The sequence below is a fragment of the Streptomyces sp. STR69 genome (assembly GCF_024519455.1).
Taxonomy (GTDB): Bacteria; Actinomycetota; Actinomycetes; order Streptomycetales; family Streptomycetaceae; genus Streptomyces.
Genome location: NZ_JALJRY010000046.1, coordinates 43770 through 65844, shown reverse-complemented (window position 1 = coordinate 65844; position 22075 = coordinate 43770). Strand labels below are relative to the sequence as shown.

At 69.6% G+C, this 22075-nt stretch carries 21 protein-coding genes and 1 pseudogene; 9 read left to right on the top strand and 13 right to left on the bottom strand.

Annotated features, from left to right (window positions below; genetic code table 11):
* Nucleotides 1–202 precede the first annotated feature (202 nt).
* The 5 genes from OC490_RS46480 to OC490_RS46460 all read left to right on the top strand — a co-directional run bounded on the left by OC490_RS46480 (nt 203) and on the right by OC490_RS46460 (nt 6768).
* A complete protein-coding gene (locus tag OC490_RS46480; protein WP_262064116.1) occupies nt 203–730 on the top strand; it encodes a YbaK/EbsC family protein in 528 nt (175 codons plus the stop codon).
* Nucleotides 727–1572 (top strand): DMT family transporter, encoded by an 846-nt coding sequence (locus tag OC490_RS46475; protein ID WP_262064115.1) that lies wholly within the window; start codon nt 727–729, stop codon nt 1570–1572. Before OC490_RS46480 ends, OC490_RS46475 begins: the two co-directional genes overlap by 4 nt.
* 120 nt (nt 1573–1692) lie before the next feature.
* A complete protein-coding gene (locus OC490_RS46470) occupies nt 1693–2655 on the top strand; it encodes an ABC transporter ATP-binding protein (RefSeq protein ID WP_262064114.1) in 963 nt (320 codons plus the stop codon).
* A complete protein-coding gene (locus OC490_RS46465; protein WP_262064113.1) occupies nt 2652–4001 on the top strand; it encodes an ABC transporter permease in 1350 nt (449 codons plus the stop codon). Before OC490_RS46470 ends, OC490_RS46465 begins: the two co-directional genes overlap by 4 nt.
* A gap of 13 nt (nt 4002–4014) precedes the next feature.
* Entirely contained in the window at nt 4015–6768 is a 2754-nt protein-coding gene (locus tag OC490_RS46460) for a phosphoesterase (RefSeq protein ID WP_262064112.1), read from the top strand.
* Nucleotides 6769–6865: 97 nt separating this feature from the next.
* Here OC490_RS46460 and OC490_RS46455 read toward each other — a convergent pair whose 3' ends face one another.
* The 7 genes from OC490_RS46455 to OC490_RS46425 form a co-directional block, all read right to left on the bottom strand.
* Nucleotides 6866–8344 (bottom strand): purple acid phosphatase family protein, encoded by a 1479-nt coding sequence (locus tag OC490_RS46455; protein ID WP_262064111.1) that lies wholly within the window; start codon nt 8342–8344, stop codon nt 6866–6868.
* A 67-nt stretch (nt 8345–8411) separates the two neighbouring features.
* Nucleotides 8412–9575 carry a serine hydrolase domain-containing protein gene (locus tag OC490_RS46450; RefSeq protein ID WP_262064110.1) on the bottom strand — a complete coding sequence of 388 codons (1164 nt, stop codon included), beginning with the start codon at nt 9573–9575 and terminating at the stop codon, nt 8412–8414.
* Between the two features lie 37 nt (nt 9576–9612).
* On the bottom strand, nt 9613–10059 hold the full coding sequence (locus OC490_RS46445; RefSeq protein ID WP_262064109.1) for an organic hydroperoxide resistance protein: 447 nt from the start codon (nt 10057–10059) through the stop codon (nt 9613–9615).
* Between the two features lie 128 nt (nt 10060–10187).
* The gene (locus OC490_RS46440) at nt 10188–10655 is read right to left on the bottom strand and encodes a MarR family winged helix-turn-helix transcriptional regulator (RefSeq protein WP_262064108.1); all 468 of its coding nucleotides are present in this window, start codon (nt 10653–10655) and stop codon (nt 10188–10190) included.
* A complete protein-coding gene (locus tag OC490_RS46435) occupies nt 10652–11413 on the bottom strand; it encodes an energy-coupling factor ABC transporter ATP-binding protein (protein ID WP_262064107.1) in 762 nt (253 codons plus the stop codon). The genes OC490_RS46440 and OC490_RS46435 overlap by 4 nt, the downstream gene beginning before the upstream one ends.
* Nucleotides 11401–12162 carry a cobalt ECF transporter T component CbiQ gene (gene cbiQ, locus OC490_RS46430; protein WP_262064106.1) on the bottom strand — a complete coding sequence of 254 codons (762 nt, stop codon included), beginning with the start codon at nt 12160–12162 and terminating at the stop codon, nt 11401–11403. Before cbiQ ends, OC490_RS46435 begins: the two co-directional genes overlap by 13 nt.
* A 1-nt stretch (nt 12163) precedes the next feature.
* Entirely contained in the window at nt 12164–13192 is a 1029-nt protein-coding gene (locus OC490_RS46425) for an energy-coupling factor ABC transporter permease (protein WP_262064105.1), read from the bottom strand.
* Between the two features lie 170 nt (nt 13193–13362).
* Between OC490_RS46425 and OC490_RS46420 the strand changes: the two genes are divergently transcribed.
* Nucleotides 13363–13716 carry an SsgA family sporulation/cell division regulator gene (locus tag OC490_RS46420; protein ID WP_262064104.1) on the top strand — a complete coding sequence of 118 codons (354 nt, stop codon included), beginning with the start codon at nt 13363–13365 and terminating at the stop codon, nt 13714–13716.
* 23 nt (nt 13717–13739) lie between these two features.
* Here OC490_RS46420 and OC490_RS46415 read toward each other — a convergent pair whose 3' ends face one another.
* The 5 genes from OC490_RS46415 to OC490_RS46395 all read right to left on the bottom strand — a co-directional run bounded on the left by OC490_RS46415 (nt 13740) and on the right by OC490_RS46395 (nt 18652).
* Nucleotides 13740–15359 (bottom strand): penicillin-binding transpeptidase domain-containing protein, encoded by a 1620-nt coding sequence (locus tag OC490_RS46415; protein ID WP_262064119.1) that lies wholly within the window; start codon nt 15357–15359, stop codon nt 13740–13742.
* A 182-nt stretch (nt 15360–15541) separates the two neighbouring features.
* Nucleotides 15542–17173: a penicillin-binding transpeptidase domain-containing protein gene (locus tag OC490_RS46410; RefSeq protein WP_262064103.1), complete on the bottom strand. Its 1632-nt coding sequence runs from the start codon at nt 17171–17173 to the stop codon at nt 15542–15544.
* A gap of 82 nt (nt 17174–17255) precedes the next feature.
* Nucleotides 17256–17531, bottom strand: a complete 276-nt coding sequence (locus OC490_RS46405; protein WP_262064102.1) for a DUF397 domain-containing protein — start codon at nt 17529–17531, stop codon at nt 17256–17258.
* A 91-nt stretch (nt 17532–17622) separates the two neighbouring features.
* Nucleotides 17623–17820, bottom strand: coding sequence for a DUF397 domain-containing protein (locus OC490_RS46400; RefSeq protein WP_262064101.1), 198 nt, complete (start codon nt 17818–17820; stop codon nt 17623–17625).
* Nucleotides 17801–18652: a helix-turn-helix domain-containing protein gene (locus OC490_RS46395; RefSeq protein WP_262064100.1), complete on the bottom strand. Its 852-nt coding sequence runs from the start codon at nt 18650–18652 to the stop codon at nt 17801–17803. Before OC490_RS46395 ends, OC490_RS46400 begins: the two co-directional genes overlap by 20 nt.
* Before the next feature lie 118 nt (nt 18653–18770).
* Here OC490_RS46395 and OC490_RS46390 point away from each other — a divergent pair, with 118 nt between their 5' ends.
* Nucleotides 18771–19013 carry a hypothetical protein gene (locus tag OC490_RS46390; protein ID WP_262064118.1) on the top strand — a complete coding sequence of 81 codons (243 nt, stop codon included), beginning with the start codon at nt 18771–18773 and terminating at the stop codon, nt 19011–19013.
* Nucleotides 19010–19411, top strand: coding sequence for an ATP-binding protein (locus tag OC490_RS46385; protein WP_262064099.1), 402 nt, complete (start codon nt 19010–19012; stop codon nt 19409–19411). The genes OC490_RS46390 and OC490_RS46385 overlap by 4 nt, the downstream gene beginning before the upstream one ends.
* Nucleotides 19412–19457: 46 nt before the next feature.
* Here the strand turns inward: OC490_RS46385 and OC490_RS46380 are convergent, their stop codons facing one another.
* Nucleotides 19458–19805: a hypothetical protein gene (locus OC490_RS46380; protein WP_262064098.1), complete on the bottom strand. Its 348-nt coding sequence runs from the start codon at nt 19803–19805 to the stop codon at nt 19458–19460.
* Between the two features lie 129 nt (nt 19806–19934).
* Here OC490_RS46380 and fxsT point away from each other — a divergent pair.
* Nucleotides 19935–22073 (top strand): annotated as a pseudogene (fxsT, locus tag OC490_RS46375) (FxSxx-COOH system tetratricopeptide repeat protein); the annotation flags it as partial.
* Nucleotides 22074–22075 lie beyond the last annotated feature (2 nt).

Sequence of the window (22075 nt, the reverse complement as noted above, 5' to 3'; positions counted from 1 at the left end):
CCCGGCCGCTCGCTCGCTTCTCAAACGGGCTGGAGCGGACCGAGTCAAGGGTGACCCGGAGGGTCATCGCCGCAGGCGACGCGCAGCGCAGCGGAGCGCCCTTTACTCGGTCCGTGGAAGCCCGACACTGACAAAGAAGCGAGTGGCCCAACGGCAAGAACTCAGTCGCAGGCCCCGTACACCCCCCGCTAGCGTGCCGTACATGACCACGAACGGCAGCGAAAACCCCCAGAACCCCAGCCCCAGCTCCAGCGCCAGCCCTCGTTTCGCCGAAGCCATAAGGGAGTTGGGACTAGGGGAGTTGCTCAGCAGCATCCGCCGCTTCCCGGACGCAACCCGTACCGCCGCAGAGGCCGCCGCCGCGATCGGGTGCGAGTTGAGTGAGATCTGCAAGTCCCTGATCTTCGCGGCGGACGGCGTACCGGTGCTGGTGCTGATGGACGGGGCATCGCGGGTGGACGTGGAACGGGTCCGCGAGGAGCTCGGCGTCGAGAAGGTCACCCGGGCCAAGGCCGACGTCGTACGGGAGACGACCGGGTATGCCATCGGAGGCGTGCCGCCCTTTGGGCACCGTACGAAGACTCGTGTACTCGCCGATCGTTCGCTGCTCGCGCACGACGTCGTGTGGGCCGCCGCAGGCAATCCGCATGCCGTGTTTCCCATGGAGCCGAAGGAACTTGTCGCGTACGCCGGTGCCACCTTGGTGGACGTGCGCGAGCAGACCCCGTGACGCCACTGGTCGCAGCCGCAGTTCTGCTCGCCGCCGTCACCCACGCCTGCTGGAACGCCCTCGCGCACCAGATCACCGACAAGCTGGTCGGGTTCACGCTCATCACGGGCGGCGGGACGGTCATCGGGCTCGCCCTCGTGCCGTTCACGGCCTTTCCGGAGGCGGACGCGTGGCCGTATCTCGGGGCCTCCGCGATCATCCATGTCGCCTACACACTGCTGCTGATGAAGTCGTTCCGGCTGGGGGACTTCGGGCAGGCCTATCCGATCGCGCGTGGCACCGCGCCCCTCGTCGTCACCGTCTTCGCCGCAGTCTTCGCGCACGAGGTGCCCGACGGGTGGGCGGCGGCGGGCATCGCGCTGTCGTGCACGGGACTGACCGGTGTCGCGCTGTGGGGGATGCGAGGGCGGCGGCCCAACTGGGCGGCGATCGGGGCGGCGTTGGCGACGGGGCTGTCGATCGCGGCGTACACCGTCGTGGACGGGCTCGGTGTGCGGGCCTCGGGGTCGTCGCTGGGGTACATCGCCTGGTTGATGGCGGTGGAGGGCTGGATGATCCCGGCCTACGCCCTCTACCTTCGGCGCGGTCAACTCCTCTCGGAGCTAAGGCCGTTCGCCGCCGTCGGCTTTCTCGGTGCGGCCTTGTCCGTGCTGGCGTACGGACTCGTCCTGTGGGCCCAGACCCGCGCGGACCTCGCACCCATCGCCGCCCTGCGCGAGTCGTCGATCATCGTCGGCGCGGCCATCGGAGCCGTCTTCTTCAAGGAGCGGTTCGGGGCGCCCCGTATCGCCGCCGCCTTGCTGCTCGTGGCCGGGATCGGGCTTATGTTGCGGGCTGGTTGACCGTTTCTTCACCGGGCTTGCCGACGACTTGACGATCCGTTCCATGGGCGTTCAGACGGCCGTCTGTGTGTGTGATGTGTGGTGCCCCTAGGGTCCCTGAGGATTCGAAAGAAGGGGCTCATGGACAGACGACGCCACGCGGCCCGGGCCGTCGGGATCACCAAGTGCTTCGGCGATGTCGTCGCGCTCGACGGTGTCGATCTGGATGTGACGCAGGGCCAGATCCATGGTCTGGTCGGGCCGAACGGGGCGGGTAAGACCACCTTGCTCGGTCTGCTGCTGGGGCTGGCCGTCGCCGACAGCGGGCGTCTGGAGATCCTCGGTCAGCAGGTCGGGCGGGCGTTCGCCGCCCCCGACGGTGTCGCCGGTTTCGTGGACGGGCCCGGTCTCTATCCCTCGCTCACCGCCCGGCAGAACCTCGCCGCACTGGCCGCACTGCGCGGCCATGACGCGCGGACGGCGGGGATCGACGACGTGCTCGACCAGGTCGGGCTCACCGATGTCGCCGACGACCGGGCCCGCGGCTTCTCGCTCGGTATGCGCCAGCGGCTCGGGCTCGCTGCCGCACTGCTCACCAGACCCCGGCTGCTCGTGCTCGACGAACCGTCCAACGGACTTGATCCGGCGGGCAAGAGACATGTGCACGGGGTGCTCAGCAGACTCGCCGCCGGCGGAACCGGCGTGGTGCTCTCCAGCCACCGTATGGACGACCTGGAGGCACTGTGCTCGGAGGTCACCATTCTCGCCACCGGACGGGTCGTGTTCTCGGGCCCGTTGAGCAAACTGGCCGCCGAGAGCCGTGAACTCGACTACCGGTTGCGGACGTCCGACCCCGGGGCCGCGCGCCGACTCGCCGCCGACACGGCAGGCATCCGGATCGTCGACGACAGCGGCGTACGGCAGGACGCCGAGGTGCTCGTCGTGCGCGCGCTGACACCCGCCCTCGACGAACTGGTGGCCCAACTCGTCCGGTCGGGCATCGCGGTGCGCGAACTCGCCCCCGTGGTATCGCCGTTGGAGACCGCGTTCCTCGCACTCACCGACCAGGAACCGCACCAGGAACAGCAGGAGGCCGACCGGTGACCGTGGCCGCCGTCCTTGAACCCGTCGCCGCGGCCCGACGCGTATCCGTCGCGCGCGGCTACCGCTTCGAACTCGTCAAGCTCGTCTCGCAATGGCGGATCCGGCTGCTGGTCCTCGCCTGCTGGATCGCGCCCGCGCTTTTCGTCGCCGGGGTGAGCCAGCAGGACACCCTCCCTTCCGACACGCTCTTCGGCCGTTGGATGCACGCCACGGGGTGGGCCGGGCCGTTGGTCATGCTGGGGTTCGCGGGCAGTTGGGCGCTTCCGCTGCTGACCTCGCTCGTCGCAGGCGATGTGTTCGCGGCCGAGGACCGGCTCGGCACCTGGCGGCATCTGCTGGTGGCCGTCCGTTCGCCCGCGCGGATCTTCGTGGCGAAGGCGCTGGCCAGCGTCACCGTCATCCTGGCGCTGGTGGCGGGGCTGGCCGTCTCCAGTACGGTCGGCGGGCTCCTGGCCGTCGGCAACCAGCCGCTGGTCGGTCTCGACGGCCATCTGCTCGCGCCGGGGGACGCGGCGGGCCGGGTCCTGCTCGCCTGGCTCTGTGCCCTCGCCCCGACCCTGGCCCTCGCCGCGATCGGACTCCTCGGTTCGGTCGCGCTGGGGCGGTCCTCGATGGGGCTGCTGCTGCCCGTGCTGGTCGCACTCGCGATGCAGGTCGCCCAGATGCTGCCGCTGCCCGTCGCCGTGCGCCTCGCCCTGCCCGGCTACGCCTTCATCGCCTGGAACGGCCTGTTCACCAGCCCGGCCCAGCTCACCCCGCTCCTGATCGCCGTCGCGGTCAGCCTGGCATGGACGGTGCTCGCCACCGTCCTCGCCCATCTCCTGTTCGTACGGCGGGACTTCACCAACCCGGCCTACGACGGCTCCGGGCGCCGCGCGTTCACCTTCGGCGTGCTGCCGCTGGCCGCGCTGACCGCCGTCACCGTGGGGGCGGTCGCCGTGGCGACGCCGTCGACGGGCTCCGGGATCGAGCAGGGGAAGGTGCAGAAATCCCTCGCGACGGTGTTCGCCCACCTCTACCGCCTGCAGACCGGGCAACTCCACCGGCCCGCCGTCACCGAGGCCCAGTTGCGGGCCTCGGCGGCGTGCACCAAGAGCGACGGCCAGGCCGCCCAGGAGGGCGCGGGCAACGACTGGCGCTGCGTCGTGAGCTGGCATCTCCCCGGGGTCGCGGTCACGGGGTCGGCGATCTACCAGCTCGACATCACCTCGGACGGGCGGTTCGTGGCGGACGGCGACGGTCCCAAGGAAGTCAACGGCTACTTCCTGGTGCGGACTTCGACCGGTGACACCCCGAATCCGCTGTGGCAGTTCGACGGCAACGTCGAGTTGCTCGACACCCACTGAAGGGAACAGTTCCGTGCAGGTAATCCGCCAGCGTCGGATCAGCGAGAAGAAACAAGTCAACCTCTTCGGCAGACACGTCGGCCGCCGGGCACTGCTCGTGACGACGGGTATCGCCGTCGCCCTCGGTGTCACGGGCACGGCGGTCGCCTCGACCTACCAGTTCGGCACCCAGCAGGTCGGCCAGACCACCGCCAACGGCCAGGTCATCTCCAGCGACCAGTACATCAAGCCGTACGGCAGCCGCACCGTCATCAACGACGGCAAGATCATGTCGTCCACGGTCAGCCCGGACGGCACCCGCCTCGCGGCCTCGATCGCCGACGGCGACGCCTCTCTGGTGGTCATGGACCTGACTACCGGTCAGATCAAGCAGAAGATCGGCACCAGCACGGCGGACGACCTGCGCATCAGCAGCGGCGCCGTCGGCCAGGAGGGCCCGACCTACTCGCCCGACGGCAAGCAGCTGTGGCTCGGTCAGGCGAACGGCTACACCAAGTTCACCGTCAACGCCGACGGCACCCTCGCGAGCCCCACCGCCGTCCCGATCGCGGCCGACGGCGCCAAGCAGGCGCTGGTGGGCGCGGCCGTGTTCTCCGCCGACGGCTCCACCGTGTACTCGGCGGTCAACGGCCAGAACAAGGTGGTCGCCATCGACGCGGCGACCGGAACGATCAAGCAGAGCTGGACAGTTGGCACCGCGCCGCGCGGAATCGCCCTGGTCGGCGGCACGTTGTACGTCAGCAACGAGGGCGGGCGCCCGGCGAAGGCCGGCGACACCACCATCAACTCCTACGGCACCGACGTCCCGGCCAACCCCAGGACGGGCGCCAGCACCACCGGCACGGTCAGCGTCATCGACACCGCGGACCCCTCCGCCGCCGTGGGCACCATCGCCGTAGGACTGCACCCGACCGCCGTGTACGCCAAGAAGGGCGCGGTGTTCGTCACCAACACCGCCGACAACAGCGTCTCGGTCATCGACACCCGCAAGGACAAGGTCGTCCAGACCATCGCCACCCAGCCGTGGCCCGAGGCGTCCGTCGGTTACGAGCCGAACGCGGTGACGCTCACCGACGACGGCCGGCTGCTGGTGACGCTCGGCCGCGCCAACGCGGTCGCCGTCTACCGCTACAGCTCCCCGCAGCAGCCCGCCCGTTACGTCGGCCTGCTCCCCACCGACTACTTCCCCTCGGGGATCACGGCCAACGGCAAGCAGGTCGTCGTCGCCAACACCCGCGGCGTGGACGCGCTCCGCCCCGACGCCGCCGGCCACAACACGCACGACACCACGTCGAGCCTGACGCAGTTCACGCTGCCGAGCGACCTCGTCGTCAGGTCCCAGACGGCCAAGGTCTTCAAGCAGAACGGCTGGACGCCCGGCTCGGTCATCACGTCCAAGGGCAGGAGCCGCGCGAAGGCCGTCCCGGTCCCCGCCCGGCTCGGCGACCCCTCGACGATCAAGCACGTCTTCCTGCTCGTCAAGGAGAACCGCACCTACGACCAGGTCTTCGGCGACCTCCCGCAGGGCAACGGCAACGCCTCGCTCACCCAGTTCGGCGAGAACGTGACCCCCAACCAGCACGCGCTGGCCGAACAGTTCGGGCTCTACGACAACTTCTACGACATCGGCACCAACTCCGCCGAGGGCCACAACTGGCTGATGCAGTCGGACAACCCGGAGTACACCGAGTCCTCGGCCGGCGAGTACACGCGCAGCTACGACACCGAGAACGACGTCCTGGGCCACCAGAAGTCCGGATTCATCTGGACCGGCGCGCAGGCGGCCGGCAAGTCCGTCAAGGACTTCGGCGAGTTCCAGTCGCTGGAGACCAAGCCGGCCGGCGCGACCTGGCAGAACCTGTACTGCGACAGCAAGAACATGGCCGCCACCGGAGCACAGACCGCCTACCCCATCAAGACGGGCTCGGCGATCCCCTCCCTCAACGACGTGTCCGTGCAAGGGTTCCCGCTGTTCGACCTCGACGTCCCGGACATCTACAAAGAGCAGATCTGGCAGCAGGACTTCGACAAGAACGGCCCGGCGAACCTGAACATGTTCTGGTTCTCCAACGACCACACCGGCGGCCCGGCCAACGCCGCCGCCGAGGTCGCCGACAACGACCTCGCGGTCGGCCGGATGGTCGACAGGATCACCCACAGCTCGTACTGGAAGGACTCGGCGATCTTCGTCGTCGAGGACGACTCCCAGGCCGGCCTCGACCACGTCGACGGCCATCGCGCCCCGGTCCAGGTCATCAGCCCCTACGCCAACCACAGCACGGTCGACGACCACTACTACTCGCAGATCACCATGGTCCGCACGATCGAGCAGATCCTCGGCATCCACCCGATGAACCAACTCGACAGCGCGGCCACCCCGATGTACGGCGCGTTCACGAGCAAGGCCGACAACACCCCGTTCACCGCGGTCCCCAACCGGACCTCCCTCACCCTCGGCGTGAGCCCCCAGCCGTCCTGCGGCTCGGACACCCCGGCGGCCCAGGACACCCTGGCCGCACCCGCACCGACGACGGTCTCGGTCCCGGCGGCCGAGAAGACACTCGCGGCCCAGTGGAAGACATGGGCCTCCCACCAGCGCCTCACGGGCCCGAACGCGGTCCCCGACTACGCCAACCCCACCCAGATGAACCGCTACACCTGGTATCAGACCCACAACTGGACCAGCCCGTACCCCGGCGACAAAAAGATCTACGCCCCGAACGACGTACCCGGCGCGTACCTCCCCTCACCGGAGAACGACGGCTGACACAAGCCCCTAGAAATGGGCCCACAGGGCCCTTTCTAGGGGCGCGGGGAACTGCGCGACCAGCCACGACGGGCCAGCAGCCGACCGACTACCTGTCTCAGGCAACAGACACCCCCAACGAGCCCACCCCGGACAGGTCATGCGCCCGAACGCTGTTCCGATCCGTGGCCGCCCGCCCAAGGGCATGGTGCGGCCACAACCCCCCAGCCACCCGCCGAGACCGCTCCCCCCACTCACGAGCCTCGATCCCACCCGCCTTGTAGTGGTTGAGCGCATACCCCCCGGAGTGCACCCGCAGCAGCAGAAACCCCCCGGGATAGTCCTTCGCAGCGGTGACCTCCTGCTGCACAACATGGGGCGCCCGCACCAGCGGCGTCCTCTTGTTCCGGTGGGTGTGCCCCGCGTGATGAAGAAAGACCCCCGGCGCCGAGGCATACGCGTCGACGATCGCCCGAGCCTGCCGCCGATCCAGCTGCTGCCCCCGAGTCACCGGGAACACGGAGTCCCGTACCGTCAGCGGATGGTGCCCGAAGACGACGGTCGGCCGGTCCGGTTCGGCCCTGAGCCGGCCCCGGAACCAGGACAACTGCTCCTCGCCGAGCCCACCCGCGTCACCCCCGTTGCCGGCCTTGGCATACGTGTCGAGCCCGATGATCCGCAGCCCGCCGAGATCGTGCGCGAAGTACCCGGGCCCGTCGCCGCCGCCGAAGCCTTCACGGAACCCCTCATGGAACGTGTCGGCAGAGCTCCCCGCCCGGTCGTGGTTGCCGCGTACGACGAGATAGTCCCGGCCCAGCGTGCCGAAGCCGTCCAGGATGCGTCTGGCCTCGGCCAGGTCCCGCGGCGACCCGCCCGCCGAGATGTCCCCGGCGGCGAGCAGGACGTCCGCCCCGCGCCGCTTCGCCTCCTCGACCAGGGCCCGGGTCATGATCTCCGGATAGGCGGCCAGGCCCGCCGCCTGCGACACCCCGCGCAGCAGTGGGAAGCCCGCCATGAGGCCCGCGGTGGTCTCGCCGAGGTGCAGGTCGTTGCAGAGGGCGATGGACAGCAGGTGCCTGCCGGGCGGGGGCTGGGGCGTGGTGAAGGAGTACGTGCCGGTCAGGGAGCCGAGGCCGTGCCGTGAGGTGCCGACGGCGTTCCCGCGTACGTGCTGCAACGGCGTCGGTACGGCGGTCACACCCCCGGAGCGTGCCCGGTAGTAGTACGTCTGCCCGGGCTCCAGGCCGGTCAGCTCCACCTGGTGGTGCGCGGTGGGCCGGTCCTCGGCCGCGACGCGGTTGAGCCGGGCCGGGTGGGTGCCGTAGACGACCTCGCCCTCGGTGACCGCGGGGAGCGGGTGGCCGAAACCGTCGTCGGTGCCGGGTATCCGGGTGTGCCAGGTGATGATGGCGCTGTCCTCGGTGAGGGTGACCAACTCCAGGTGTACGGCGGCGAGTTGGCGGTATTTGCCGCGCGGGGAACCGCCGTGGGCGGCACGCAGCAGCGCCGGGGCGAGGAGTGCGCCGGAGCGCAGGACGTCGTACGGAGTGGGGAGCGCGGCGAGGGCCGCGAGGGGAGCCGAGATGCAGCAGCGCATACCCCATTGTTGCCCCAGGGTCGTGAACGCCGGCCGTGGTGCCGACAGCCGTGGCCGTACCAGTGCACTACGACAGGGCGGTGCGCACCGCCCTGACCAGGGCCTGCGCCCGTGGATCAGCCGTCACACTCTTGCGGAACGAATTCGTCACATACCCGAACGCGATGCCCGAATCCGGGTCTGCGAAGCCGAGCGCGCCGCCCCGGCCCGGGTGACCGAAGGAGCCGTCGGACAGCAGCGGGGACGCGCCGCCGTGCAGCATGTAGCCCAGGCCGAAACGGGTGTTGATCACGAGGACGCGGTCGGGGCCCGACGAGCGTTCCGTACGGGCCAGCTCGACCGTCTCCGGGGCGAACAGCCTTGTCCCGCCGTCCAGTTCGCCGATCAGGGAGGCGTAGAAGCGGGCCAGGCCGTCCGCCGTCGCGATGCCGTTCGACGCGGGGAGTACGGCGGCCCGGTACGCCGGGTCGTTCTCGTCCGGCATCGGGGTGATCGCCCCGAACGCGCGCCGGGTGAGGGAGCCGGGGTTCGCGTACGCCTCGGAGACCGACCGCTTGGGGCGTACCCGGAGGACCCCCGCGTCCGCAGCCGGCGCCTCCACCTGCGCCACCCGGCCCACCCGCCCCGCCTCACCGGACGGCAGCCCCACCCACAGGTCCGCTCCGACCGGGCCCGCGATCTCGTCCGCGATCCACTCGCCGATCGACCGGCCCGTCACCCGGCGGACGAGTTCACCGGTCAGCCAGCTGTACGTCTGCGCGTGATAGCCGTGGTCCGTGCCCGGCTCCCACACCGGTGCCTGCGCAGCCACCGCCGCGGCGCCCTGTGCCGGGTCCGCGGCCTGCGCCGGGGTCAGCGGGCGGTCCAGCACCGGCACGCCCGCGCGATGCGCGAGCAGATGCCGCACGAGGGTGCGTTCCTTGCCGGCCGCCTTGTACTCCGGCCAGTACTCGCCCACCGGAGCGTCCAGGTCCAGTTCCCCGCGCTGCGCGAGCAGCAGCAGCGCCGCGGCGGCCACGCCCTTCGTCGCGGAGCGGACGATCTGGGCCGTGTCCCGCTGCCAGGGCGCGGTGCCGTCGACGTCCTTGGTGCCGGCCCACAGGTCGACGACCCGATGCCCGTCCCGGTACACGGTCACGGCCGCGCCCCGGTCCCCGCGCACCTCGAAGTTGGCGGCGAACGCCTCCCTGACCGGCTCGAAGCCCTCGGCCACCACGCCGTTCACGTTCACGTCCGCACTCCTGGTCCTGCCGGTCCGCTGTCCTACCTCAACCAAGCAGGATCGTGACGTCGATGTTCCCGCGCGTCGCGTTCGAGTACGGGCAGACCTCGTGGGCCGCGTCCACCAGCTTCGCCGCGATGTCCGGGTCGAGGATCGGCAGGGAGACGCTCAGGGCGACCGCGAGGCCGTAGCCGCGCTGCTTGTTGGGGCCGATGCCGACCTTCGCGGCGACCGTCGAGCCGGTCAGGTCGAAGCCGGCCCTACGGCCGACCAGGACCAGCGCGTTGTGGAAGCAGGAGCTGTAGCCGGCCGCGAACAGCTGCTCGGGGTTGGTGCCGTTGCCGTCGCCGCCCATGGCCGGGGGCATCGCGACCTGGAGGGAGAGCTGGCCGTCCTGGCTGCTGACATAGCCGTCCCGGCCGCCGTGGGCGGTGGCCTCGGCGACGTACATGATCTTCGTCGGGCGGGTGTCGACGGCGGTGTCGTCGGCCATGGCGGGACCTCCCCCAGAACGGAAACTCGGGACGGAAACACAGGAGTGTGCAACTACATCGTGCACAAGATACTGACCGGTAGGGCGCTCGTGGCCACCAGGGGGTGGCAACCGCCGGTAACCCGAGGTCAGCGGGCGCGCTCGGCCGCCGCCCCCGCGCGCTCCGCCAGCCGCCACAGCTCCGCGCGCAGCCGCACGACCTCCGGCATCTCCAGCTCCGTCGCCGCGAGCAGCGCCCCCGGCACCCGGGCCGCGCGTTCTCTCAACGCACTGCCGCGCTCCGTGCACCCGATCAGCACCGAGCGCTCGTCGTGGGCGGCGCGCTCGCGGTGGACGAGTCCGGCCGCCTCCAGGCGCTTCAGGAGCGGCGACAGCGTGCCGTAGTCGAGGCGCAGGGCGGTCGAGAGGTCCTTGACCGTGCTCTCGCCGCGCTCCCACAGGACGAGGAGGACCAGGTACTGCGGGTAGGTCAGCTCCAGCTCCTCAAGGAGCGGGCGGTACGCGGCCGTCAGCGCGCGCTGGGCCGCGTACAGCGCGAAGCACAGCTGCTCGTCGAGGAGCAGCGACCCGGCAACCGTATGGTCCTCGTTCGTCACGCACCCATTGTCACGGACCGCGGGTCGAACCCGAAGGGCAACTCCAGACGATGGGCCCGCATCAGCGCGTCGTCGGAGAGGAGTTCGCCGGTCGCGCCGTCCGCCGCGATCACGCCCTCGCTGAGGATCAGCGAACGCGGGCACAGCTCCAGGGCGTACGGCAGGTCGTGCGTGACCATGAGGACGGTCACGTCCAACGACCGCAGGATGTCGGCCAGTTCGCGCCGGGAGGCGGGGTCGAGGTTGGAGGAGGGCTCGTCGAGGACGAGGATCTCCGGTTCCATCGCCAGCACGGTGGCCACGGCCACCCTGCGCCGCTGCCCGAACGACAGATGGTGCGGGGGACGGTCGGCGAAGTCCGCCATGCCCACCGACTCCAGTGCTGTGCGCACCCGTTGCTCCAGCTCGGCGCCCTTCATCCCGGCCGCCGCCGGGCCGAACGCCACGTCCTCGCGGACCGTCGGCATGAAGAGCTGGTCGTCGGGGTCCTGGAACACGATCCCGACCCGGCGCCGGATCTCCGCCATGTGCCGCTTGCCGACCGGGAGTCCGGCCACCGTCACCGTCCCGGCGCCGCCGGTGAGGATGCCGTTGAGGTGCAGGACGAGGGTGGTCTTGCCGGCGCCGTTCGGGCCGAGCAGGGCGACCCGTTCGCCGCGCGCGACCGTGAAGTCGACGCCGAACAGGGCCTGATGGCCGTCGGGGTAGGCGAAGGCCAGCCCGGACACGTCAAGAGAGAAAGTCGTCACAGGGTCCATCCCAACAGGCATACGACAAGGGCGGCACAGGGGAGTGCGAGGGCCTGCGACCACTGGGCCCGGTCGGCGGTGACCTCGTCGATCACCGGCATGGAGCCCGTGTATCCCCGGCTCACCATGGCCAGATGGACCCGCTCCCCGCGTTCGTAGGAGCGGATGAACAGCGCGCCCGCCGACTTCGCGAGCACACCCCAGTGGCGGATGCCCCGGGCCTCGAAACCCCGTGACTCGCGGGCGATCCGCATCCGGCGCATCTCGTCGGTGATGACATCGCCGTAGCGGATCATGAAGGACGCGATCTGGACGAGGAGGGGCGGGAGTTTCAACCGCTGGAGTCCCAGGAGGAGTTCGCGGAGTTCGGTGGTGGCGGCGAGGAGGACGGAGGCGGCGACGCCCAGGGTGCCCTTGGCGAGGACGTTCCAGGCGCCCCAGAGGCCGTTCACGCTCAACTCCAGGCCCAGGACGGTCACTTGCTCGCCCTCCGCCACGAAGGGCATGAGGACGGCGAACGCGACGAAGGGGATCTCGATCAGCAGGCGGCGGAGCAGGAAGCCCGCGGGTACCCGGGCCGCGTACGCGACCAGCGCCAGCAGCACGGCGTAGAGGCCGAACGCCCACATCGCCTCGCGCGGGGTCGACACCACGACCACCACGAAGGCGAACACGGCGGCCAGTTTGGCGTGCGGCGGCAGCGCGTGGACCCGGGAGTGGCCGTGCCGGTAGAGCCGGTGGGCGTGGCCCGCGCCCATGTCAGGCCACCTGGGAGGAAGTATTGCGGCGCCTGCGGACCGCCCAGAAGACCCCGCTGCCCGCCGCGACCGTGACGCCGACGCCGATCACGCCCGCGAGGCCGCCGGAGAGCCGGGCGTCCTCGACATCGCGCACGCCGTAGTCGGCGAGCGGGGAGTCGGCCGAGGAGTGCTCCTTCGCCGCCCGGTCGATGCCGTGGTCGGCGGCGACCTTCTCCAGGCCGTCGGGGTTCGAGGAGGCGTAGAAGCTGACGAAACCGGCGAGGAGGAGGGAGGCGACGAGGCCGGTGAGCCACACCTTGCGGTGGGAAGTACTGCGCACGGGGGTCAACTCGGGGGCGGCGTCCACGAGTTCGCCGTTCACACGCAGCTTCAGGCGCTGCTCCAGGCCGCGCGCTCCGTAGACCAGATCAGGGCGTACGGCGATCACCGCGCCGACCGTGAGCGCGGTGATCGCGGCCTCGCCGACGCCGATGAGGACGTGGACGCCGATCATCGCGGTGGCGACCTTGCCGAGGGAGACGTCGGTGGTGCCGCCGAGGGCGTAGAGGAGGGTGAAGACGAGGGCCGCGGCGGGGACGGAGAGCAGGGCCGCGGTGAAGGACGCGGCCGTGATCGAGCGGCGGCTGCGCGGGAGGATCTTCACCAGGCCGCGGAAGACGGCGTACGCCACGACCGTCGTGGTGATCGCCATGTCGGTGATGTTCACGCCGAGCGCGGTCAGCCCGCCGTCCGCGAACAGGATGCCCTGCATGAGCAGGACGACCGAGACGCAGAGGACGCCTGTGTAGGGGCCGACCAGGATCGCGGCCAGCGCGCCGCCCAGCAGATGGCCGCTGGTGCCGGCCGCGACCGGGAAGTTGAGCATCTGCACGGCGAAGATGAAGGCGGCCACCAGGCCCGCCAGTGGCGCCGTCCGCTCGTCGAGCTCGCGGCGGGCGCCGCGCAGACTCACGGCGATGGCGCCGGCGGCGACCACACCGGTCGCGGCGGATACGGGGGCGTCGATGAATCCGTCAGGGACATGCACGGGATGATTTTAGATGGTTATTGCGAGTGCTTTGCAAGAGCCAGGTGGTCTCCGGCCGACATGTGAGATCTGTCGCCCCAGAGGGCGCTCCCGAGAAAATGTGCGACATTTGGGTAGTGGAAGCGGATGCACAGCTTTCACACAGGTCACTCAGCGTAAGGGGCCGCCCGATGTCCGTAGTCGAACAGTACGCGCGAGCCCATATCGTCACCGACGAGGACGTGGACCGGCTGGATCCCGCCGCCGTGCCCGTCGTCCTGCGGTACGACCCCGAATCCGATCCGCTGGCCGTCCGTATCGACCTGCCCGGACCGCATGCATGGACCTTCGACCGGGCGCTGCTGGAGCAGGGGCTGCGTGCCCCGGCAGGCAGCGGCGAGGTGCGGGTGTGGCCGTGCGGGCGGGTGCAGGCCGTCGTCGAGTTCCACTCCGAACAGGGCGTCTCCGTCGTCCAGTTCGAGACGAAGACGATCACGCGGTTCCTGCGGCGGACCTATACGGCCGCCGCACCCGTGGCGAGCTGAACTCCCCGTAGCGGTCCGGGGGTTCAGCCCCCGAGGCTTGCGCCCAGCTTGAGCAGCGCCGCCACGATCGGACCCGCCGTGTCGCCGCCGTGGCCGCCCGCCTGGACCACGCCGGCGGCCACGAGGTCGCCCTTGTACGCGGTGAACCAGCCGTTGGGCTTCTTCTGGCCGTCGACCTCCGCCGAACCGGTCTTCGCGCCGTAGTCGGGGCCGAGCCCGGACATCGCCTGCGCCGCCGTGCCGTAGTCGGCGGTGTACTTCATGACTTCCTTCAGCTGGGCCTGGGTCGTCGACGACATCGTGCGCGAGGCCTTGGCGATCGTGCGGTTGTCGACCGTGGGGGAGACCAGGTACGGCTGGTGGAAGGTGCCCGTGTCGACGGTCGAGGCGACCGACGCCATGTTCAGCGGGTTCATGCGGACCCCGCCCTGCCCGATCAGCGAGGCGCCCATCTGCGCGCCGCTCTGCACCGGCACGGAGCCGTCGAAGGTGGGGACGCCGATGGCCCAGTTGTTCATGCCGAGGCCGTAGACCTGCTGGGCCTCCGTCGTCAGGTCGCTGTTGGACAGCTTGGGCGCGAAGTTGATGAAGGCGTTGTTGCAGGAGGCCCCGAAGGCCATCTTGAACGTGCCCTTCTTGATCTCCGAGTCGTCGTCGTTGTGGAAGGTCCAGCCCGCCAGCTTGTACGTCTTGGGGCAGGGGTGGGACGCGTCCGGGGTGATGAGGTTCTTCTCGAAGAGCATCGTCGACGTCACGATCTTCATCGTGGAACCGGGGGCCAGCGAGCCCTGGAAGGCCACGTTGAAGCCGTGCGAGGCGTTGGCGACGGCCAGGATCTCGCCGGTCGACGGGCGCATCATCACGACCGAGGAGTTCTTCTGCTTGCTGACCTGCGTCTCGGCCGCCGCCTGGAGGGTCGGGCTGAGCGTCGTCTTCACCTTGCCCGGTGTGCCCTTGCTCAGCTCGACGAGCGTCTTGTCGGACTCCTTGGACTTCTTGCCCCGGACCACCCGCAGCTCGATGCCCGCCTTGCCGCCCGCCTTCTTGCCGAACTTCTCCCGCAGCCCGTCCAACACCGGCCCCAGGGACGGGTACTTGGCCGTCGTCAGCTCGCCGCCGTCCCGGTCGTAGGCCTTGATCGGCGGGGTGCCGGACTCGCCCGTCACCAGGGTGTCGCCGTCCGCGAGATCCGGGTGGACGACGGAGGCGTGCCACTGCACGTACGGCTTGCCGTCCTTCGCGCTGCGCACGACGGTGAGCGAAGTGGCGTACGTCATGGGCTTGTTGATGCCCTTGTACGACACCGTGCACTTCACGGAGAAGGGGACCTTGGTGCCGGTGGGGGTGCCCTCGGTGACGGTGACGCCCTTCATGTGGGCGTTCTTGCTGTAACCGGTGAGCAGCGCGGTGGCCGCCGTCGACTTGTCGGTCGTGGCGGCGGCCAGGGCGACCTTGCCCTGCTGCCAGTCGGCCAGGTACCGCTTCGCGGTCGTCTGGACCTCGGCCGCCGTCAACGGGCCCTTCTTGACGGCCTTGTGGTCGGCGCTCTGGGTGCGCGCCTCGGCGGACGCCCCGCCGTCGTACAGCGCGTAGGCGCCCACGCCCGCGCCGACGACGGCCACGGCGATCACCCCGCCGACCATGGCGGGTCTCGCCTTCCGTCGCCCGGCGGCGACCTTCTTCTTGCCCCTCGTGCCCACAGTTCCCGATCCTCCGCGAATCCCTTTGGGCCCCCGTCGCCCTCGGCTCTCTCACACCCCAACGACCACGCCCACCCTAGAGTCCCGTCCTGTGCGGGTGAGTTCCCTTTCCACCAGGAGTGAGTTCAGCCACTCGCCGCCAGTACCGCCCGGACGATCGGGCCCGCGGCGTCGATGCCGTGGCCGCCGTCCTGCGTCATGGCCGCCGCGGCGACATCGCCCCGGTAACCGGTGAACCAGCTGTTGGACTTCGACTGCCCGTCCACCTCGGCGGAACCCGTCTTGGCGCCGATGTTCGGGCCGAGCCCGGCCATGATCCCGGCCGCGGTGCCGCTGGTCGCGGTGCGGTACATCATCGCCCGCAGCTGGGCCGACGTACTCGCCGACAGGCCCCGCGCGGTGGCCAGTTGGCGGTCGTCGAGGCTCTGCGACACGAGCACCGGCTGGCGGAACGTGCCCGTCTTCGCGGTCGCCGTCACCGACGCCATGTTCAGCGGGCTCATCTGCACCTGGCCCTGGCCGATCAGATTCGCCGCGGTGTCCGGGCCGCCGGACGCGGGCACCGAGCCGTCGAAGGACGGGATGCCGGTCTTCCAGTTGTCCCGGCCGAGCCCGAAGCGGTCCTCGGCCTCCTGGGTCAGGGAGTCCACCTTGACCGAGTCGGCGAACTTCACGAACGCCGTGTTGCAGGAGCGGGCGAAACTGTCGGCGAGCGTGGCGTTCTCGTTCGGCTTGAGGCCGGTCAGGTTCTTGAACGTCTGCTCCTGCCACACCGCGGTGGTCGGACAGGGCGCCGGCCCGTTCATCGTCGTGAGTCCCGTGTCGATGAGCGTGGCAGCACTGATGATCTTCATCGTCGAGCCGGGCGCCAACTGCCCCAGGAACGCGGCGTTGAAGCCGTCGTCGCGGTGGTTGGCGATCGCCAACACCTGCCCGGTGCTCGGCTGCAGCGCCACCACGGACGACTCCGAGTACTTCGTCACGGCCTTCTCGGCGGCGGCCTGCGCGCTCGCGCTGAGCGTCGTGCGCACCTTGCCGGCCTTGCCCTTCTCCAGGGTCACCAGCGTGGTGTCGGCCGAGCCCTCGGCCTGGTGCTTGATCGACAGCTCGATACCGGGCGAACCACCCGCCTGGTCACCGTACTTGGAGCGCAGCTCGTCGAGTATCGGCCCGAGCGACGGATACTTCTCCTTGGTCAGCACGGTCCCGTTCCGGTCCACGGCCTCGATCGCCGGGCTCGCGGACTCCCCGGTGACGAAGGTGTCGCCGGTCTGCAACTCCGGGTGGATGACGGCCGGTTGCCAGTCGACGAGGGCCCGTCCGGTGGTTTTGCCGCGTACGACGGTCAGTTGGCTCTTGTAGCTGAGCGGCTTGGACTTTCCGTCGTATGACACCGTTGCCTTCACCGAGAACGGCACGGTGGCCCCGGTCGTTGCACCAGGGGTGATCTTCACCCCAGTGATGTGCCCGGCCCCGCTGAAGGACTCCAGCACGGGGTCGGCCGCCGCGTCGTTGTTCGTGTACGACGCCGCCGTCACCGCCTGCCCCTTCTCCCAGGCCGCGAAGAACTTCGCCGTCGTCGCCCTGACCTCCGACGCGCTCGGCGGCCCGGTCTTCACGGGCGCGGGCCCACTGGAACCGCCCACGCCGGTACTCCCGCCCAGCGCGGACACGACGTTGTAGGCCCCGTATCCGGCCCCTCCCACCATCACGGCGAACACACTGCCGATGACGGTGGCCTTTACCCCCTTGCGCATGGGTCGTTCCCCTCCCCGTTAACTGTCCCTCGACTGTATGGGGCGTGGGGGAAAGGTGTGAGGGGTGTTGCCTTTTGTTGTCCTAACGGAGACCGGTGAGGAAGGAGGACCAGGCGGAGGCGGGGAGCAGCAGCACGGGGCCGTTCGGGACCTTGGAGTCCCGGACGGGGACGGTTCCGGTGACTCCGTCGGCGACCTCGACGCATTCACCGCCGCTGCCGTTGCTGTGAGTGCTTTTACGCCAGTGGGCGGCGCCGGGGAAGGCTTCGGCGATCTCGACGCAGTCGCCGCCGGTGCCGTTGCTGTAGGTGCTCTTACGCCAGCGGGCGGCGCTTAAGTCACTTTCGGTGCTTGCCATTTGTAGGGTCCTTCGCCGCTTGATCGATCATGGCCAGAGACGCTTTCGGGGACAACGCAGTGGCCTTGAAGGAGTGTTGCCCTTGGTCGTCCTAACGGAGGCTGGCGGTGAAGGCGGACCAGGCGGTGCTGGGGAGGAGCAGTACGGGGCCGTTCGGGACTTTGGAGTCCCGGACGGGGACGACTCCGGTGACTCCGTCCGCGACCTCTAGGCATTCGCCGCCGCTGCTGTTGCTGTAGCTGCTCTTGCGCCAGCTCGCGGAGCTCAAATCAAGCTCTGTGCTTGCCATTTCGGTGGTCCTCCGCCGCTTGGTCGATCATCGCCAGGGACGCGTCCGGTGACAGCGCCGCGGCCCTGAGCAGATCGTACGACCTGCGGTAGTCCTTCACGAGCGACGGATAGTCGATGAGTTGGCCGCTGTGAAGGCCCTCGGTGTACACCAAGGGCGGTGCGTCAGGGAACGTCATGACGCGGATCATGCCCATCATGAGCGGGTGGGCGATCGTCGTTTCCGGGAGGATCTGCAGAACTCCCTGTGTGGACCGGATCACCTGCCCGATGTGCTCCAACTGGTCGGCCATCTCCTCGGGTGGGAGCAGCGGACTGCGGATCAGTGATTCGCGCACGATGGCCCAGAAGGCCGGAGGCTCCTCGCGCTCCCAGAGCTTCGCGCGATTGATCCGGGCGCTGACCTGTTTGTCGACGGTCGCGGGTCGCAGCCACGGGCTGCCGGTACGCACGATCTTCCGCGCGTACGCCTCGGTCTGGAGCAGGCCAGGCAGCAGCATCGGCGCCCAGTCCTCGATGTTCTCCGCATGCTGCTCCAGCTCCGCCACATCGGCGAAGTACTCCGCATGCCCCGACTGCTTGGCCTTGCGCGCGTCTTCACAACGGCGCTCGAAAAACCCGTCCGTCCCGAGGGCCTTGTCCACATGCCGGGCCAGATCCAGCGGCATCCGCCGCTCCCCGTGCTCGATCTGGCTCAGGAACGGCACCCCCCGGTAGCTCCCTTCCGCCAACTGTTCCAACGTCAGACCGGCCAGTTCCCTCTTGAAGCGCAACTCCGCGCCGTAGAAGGAGGGGACGTTCGCCGACGCGTCGGTGTCCTTGCGAGGAGGCACAACTCACCACCGCCATTTGCTCGTTGACAGGCGTAACTCGAACTCCTTTCACGGTAGGGCCTGTCACGTCACTGTGTGAGTGATTCGTCACAGAGAGCACAGGAAGGCGCACGTGAAGATGCCCTCACACCCCGACCCCGGCCCGGCCACCCCCTCCGGCCCCTACGACACGGTCCTCTGCGCGGAGGAACTCCGCGACGCCCTCGCCGCCCACGGAATCACGCTCCCGTCGCTCCGCGCGGACCTGCCCAGCTTCGCCGGGGCCTCCGGCGGCTCCGGGGGACTGGTCGCGCTGGGCAACTGCAACCTCGACACGGCCCGCCGGCTGGCCGCCGTACTCCGAGAGGCGGCGGGACGATGAACGCGACGGACTTCGAGGCCGCCCTGCTCGCCGTACCGAAGGCGGTCCCTGAACTCCGGCACGCGGTGCGCGGATACCTGGGTGGCGGCCCGTACCCCGAAGTGGAGCTGTGCGTCAGCGAGTTGGTGAGCAACGTCATCCGGCACGTGGGCGAGGGCACGCCGGTACGGGTACGGGTCACCCGGGTCGGCTTGGACGGCTTGGACGGCGACCGTATCCGGGTTGAGGTGACCGACCCCGACCCGCGTGCCCTCCCTGTCCTCCTGGACGTCACCACCGACACCGGCCTCGGAGCGGAGTCGGGGCGCGGTCTGATGCTGCTGGACGCGGTGGCGGTGCGGTGGGGGGTGGAGCAGGGGGTGTCCGGGAAGGTGGTGTGGTGCGAGGTGCGGGACTGAGACTGCCGGGTTTCGCTACACCCCCGGGTGCCTTTGTCGTCAGCGCTCAGCAATCCACGTGCACTCGCTCGACGTAGTTGTTGCCGTCCAGGGTCCGCTGGCCTCCTGCCCAGACGTAATCCCACGTTTTGTTCACGTAGTACACCGTGAAGCTGTTGCCGTGGGCCCTGGCGTAGTTGAAACGGCCGTAGATCCAGTTGTCTCCACAGCCATCCATATTCCAGACGCCTCCGGAAGTGTCGTATACGCAGGCCCGCCCGGGATCGCACTTGTAGGTCACGTACTGGGGATGGACGTCGGCGGCTGAAGCAGTGCCGGAGCCGCCGATGAGCGCGCCGGCCCCGAGGGCGAGAGCCACAGCCGTACGGGTCACGTGCTTCTTGAGCAACTGCATACGGAAACTCCCCTGTCTGGGGCCGCACTGTGATGGTCGGCCTCTTGGCGTCAGACCGTAGGCGCCGCCCGTGGACACCGGCCAACCTTTCGAACACCGTCGAAACGCTGGGATTGGTTGAAAGCCTGTGTGCGGTGGTCTGGGTGGGTTCTAGTCTCGGTGGCGGCAGGGTGCGGGGCCGGTACGGGGGTTCGGGTGGCGGGTGTGGGGGATGCGGCGGGCGGAGCGCGGTTGTTCGTCTCGCACGCGGGGGCGGATCAGGCGTGGGCGGAGTGGGCGGCCTGGCAGTTGCAGGATGCCGGGTACGAGGTCGAATTGGCCGTCTGGCACTGGGCGGCAGGGGAGAACGTCATCCAGAACATGGACCGGGCCTTGGCTGCCGGGCCGACAGTGGCGTTGTTCTCGGCCGCGTACTTCGACTCGGAACGGTGGACCACTGAGGAGTGGACGGCGAAGCTGGCCGCGCGGGAGAAGCTGATCCCGGTCCGGATCGAGGACTGCGCGGTGCGGCCGATGGTGCAGGCGTTGCTTGCGCCGGCGTTGTTCGGCCTGGGAGAGGAGCAGGCGCGGGAGGTGCTGCTGGCGGCGGTGGCGGGGCCGGCGGGGGTTCCTCGGGTGTCGCCAGGGTTTCCGGGCCAGGGTGGTGCGGGGCGGCTGCGGAGGATGGGGGCGAGCGGGCCACGGCTGCCGGGCACGTTGCCGAGGGTGTGGAACGTGCCGGCGCGCAATGCGGGGTTCGTGGGCCGGGATGCGCTGTTGGTGGAGGTGCGGTCGCGGCTGACGGTGGGGTGTCCGGTGGCGGTGGTAGCGCTGGACGGCCGCGGGGGTGTGGGCAAGACGCAGCTGGCGGCGGAGTACGCGCACCGGTTCTGCGGGGAGTACGAGCTGGTGTGGTGGGTGCGGGCGGAGGATCCGGCGCTGATTCCGGGTCAGTTGGCTGCGTTGGCGGTGGAGACCGGGGCTGCGCAGCCGGATACGCCCTTGGAGGACGCGGTGCGGGCGCTGGGGCATGAGTTGGGGTCGCGGTCGCGCTGGCTGGTCGTTTTTGACAACGCGGAGGATCCTGCGGCGTTGGCCGACTTTGTGCCGTCCGGGGCGGGGCATGTGCTGATCACCTCCCGTAACCCCGACTGGCATGGTGTGGCCGGGCCGTTGGATGTCGATGTGCTGGCGCGGCGGGAGTCGATCGATCTGCTGCGCGGACGGACGCCGTGGCTGGGGGAGGGGGATGCCGACCAGTTGGCGCAGGCGTTGGATGACCTGCCGCTGGCCCTGGTCCAGGCTGCTGCGGTGCTGACGACGACGGCCGTGGACGACTATCTGGCGTTGTTTGCCGCCAATACCAGCGCGGTGACCGATGAGGGTAGGCCGCGTGATTATCGGTGGTCGCTGGCCGCGCAGATTCGGCTGAGCATGCAACGGCTGCGGGAGCAGGACCCGGAGGCGGCCGAGGTGATGAATGCTTGTGCGCTGCTGGCTCCGGAACCGTTTGCGCTGCCCACGGCCACTGCGGAAGAGGCTGACGAGGAGTCGTCCGTGGGCCGGGTGGTGGCGGACTGGCGCACCAGGAACCGTGTCCTTTCGGCACTCCACCAGCATGGGTTGGCCCGGGTAGCGGGCGGGAGCCTAAACCTGCACCGTCTGACCCAAGCCGTGCTCAAAGACCAGCTCAGCACCGAGGAGCGCGTTGCCGCGGCGCGCAACGCCAGTATCTTGCTCGCTGCGGCCTTCCCAGGTGAGGTGGGGGATCCCGGTTCCTGGCCTCGCTGGCCTCACCTGCTGCCTCACCTGTTGGCGATCGACCCCACAGACCTGGTCACCGCGCAAGCCCGCTTCGCAGCATGCGAAGCGGCCGTCTACCTCCTGGACCGCGGCAGCGCAGCAGCGGTCCTACCCCGCCTTGAAGACCTCTACGAAGCCTGGATCACTCTACTGGGCCCTGATTCCACTCACACGTGGTGGGCCGTCAACTACTTGGCTAGCGCATCCAGTGCCGTTGGCAATCATGAGCGCGCCCTTGCACTGCACCAGGACCTGTTTGATCGGAAGCGGCGGGTGCTGGGTGAGGACCACCCCGACACCCTGGGAACCGCGTCCAATCTGGCGAATCGGCTGGCGGCGGTGGGTCGGGTGGAGGAGGCGTTGGAGCTGGGTGAGGACACTTTGGACCGGCAGCGGAGGATTCGAGGTGAGGATCACCCCGACGCCCTGGGAACCGCGTCCAATCTGGCGAATCGGCTGGCGGCGGTGGGTCGGGTGGAGGAGGCGTT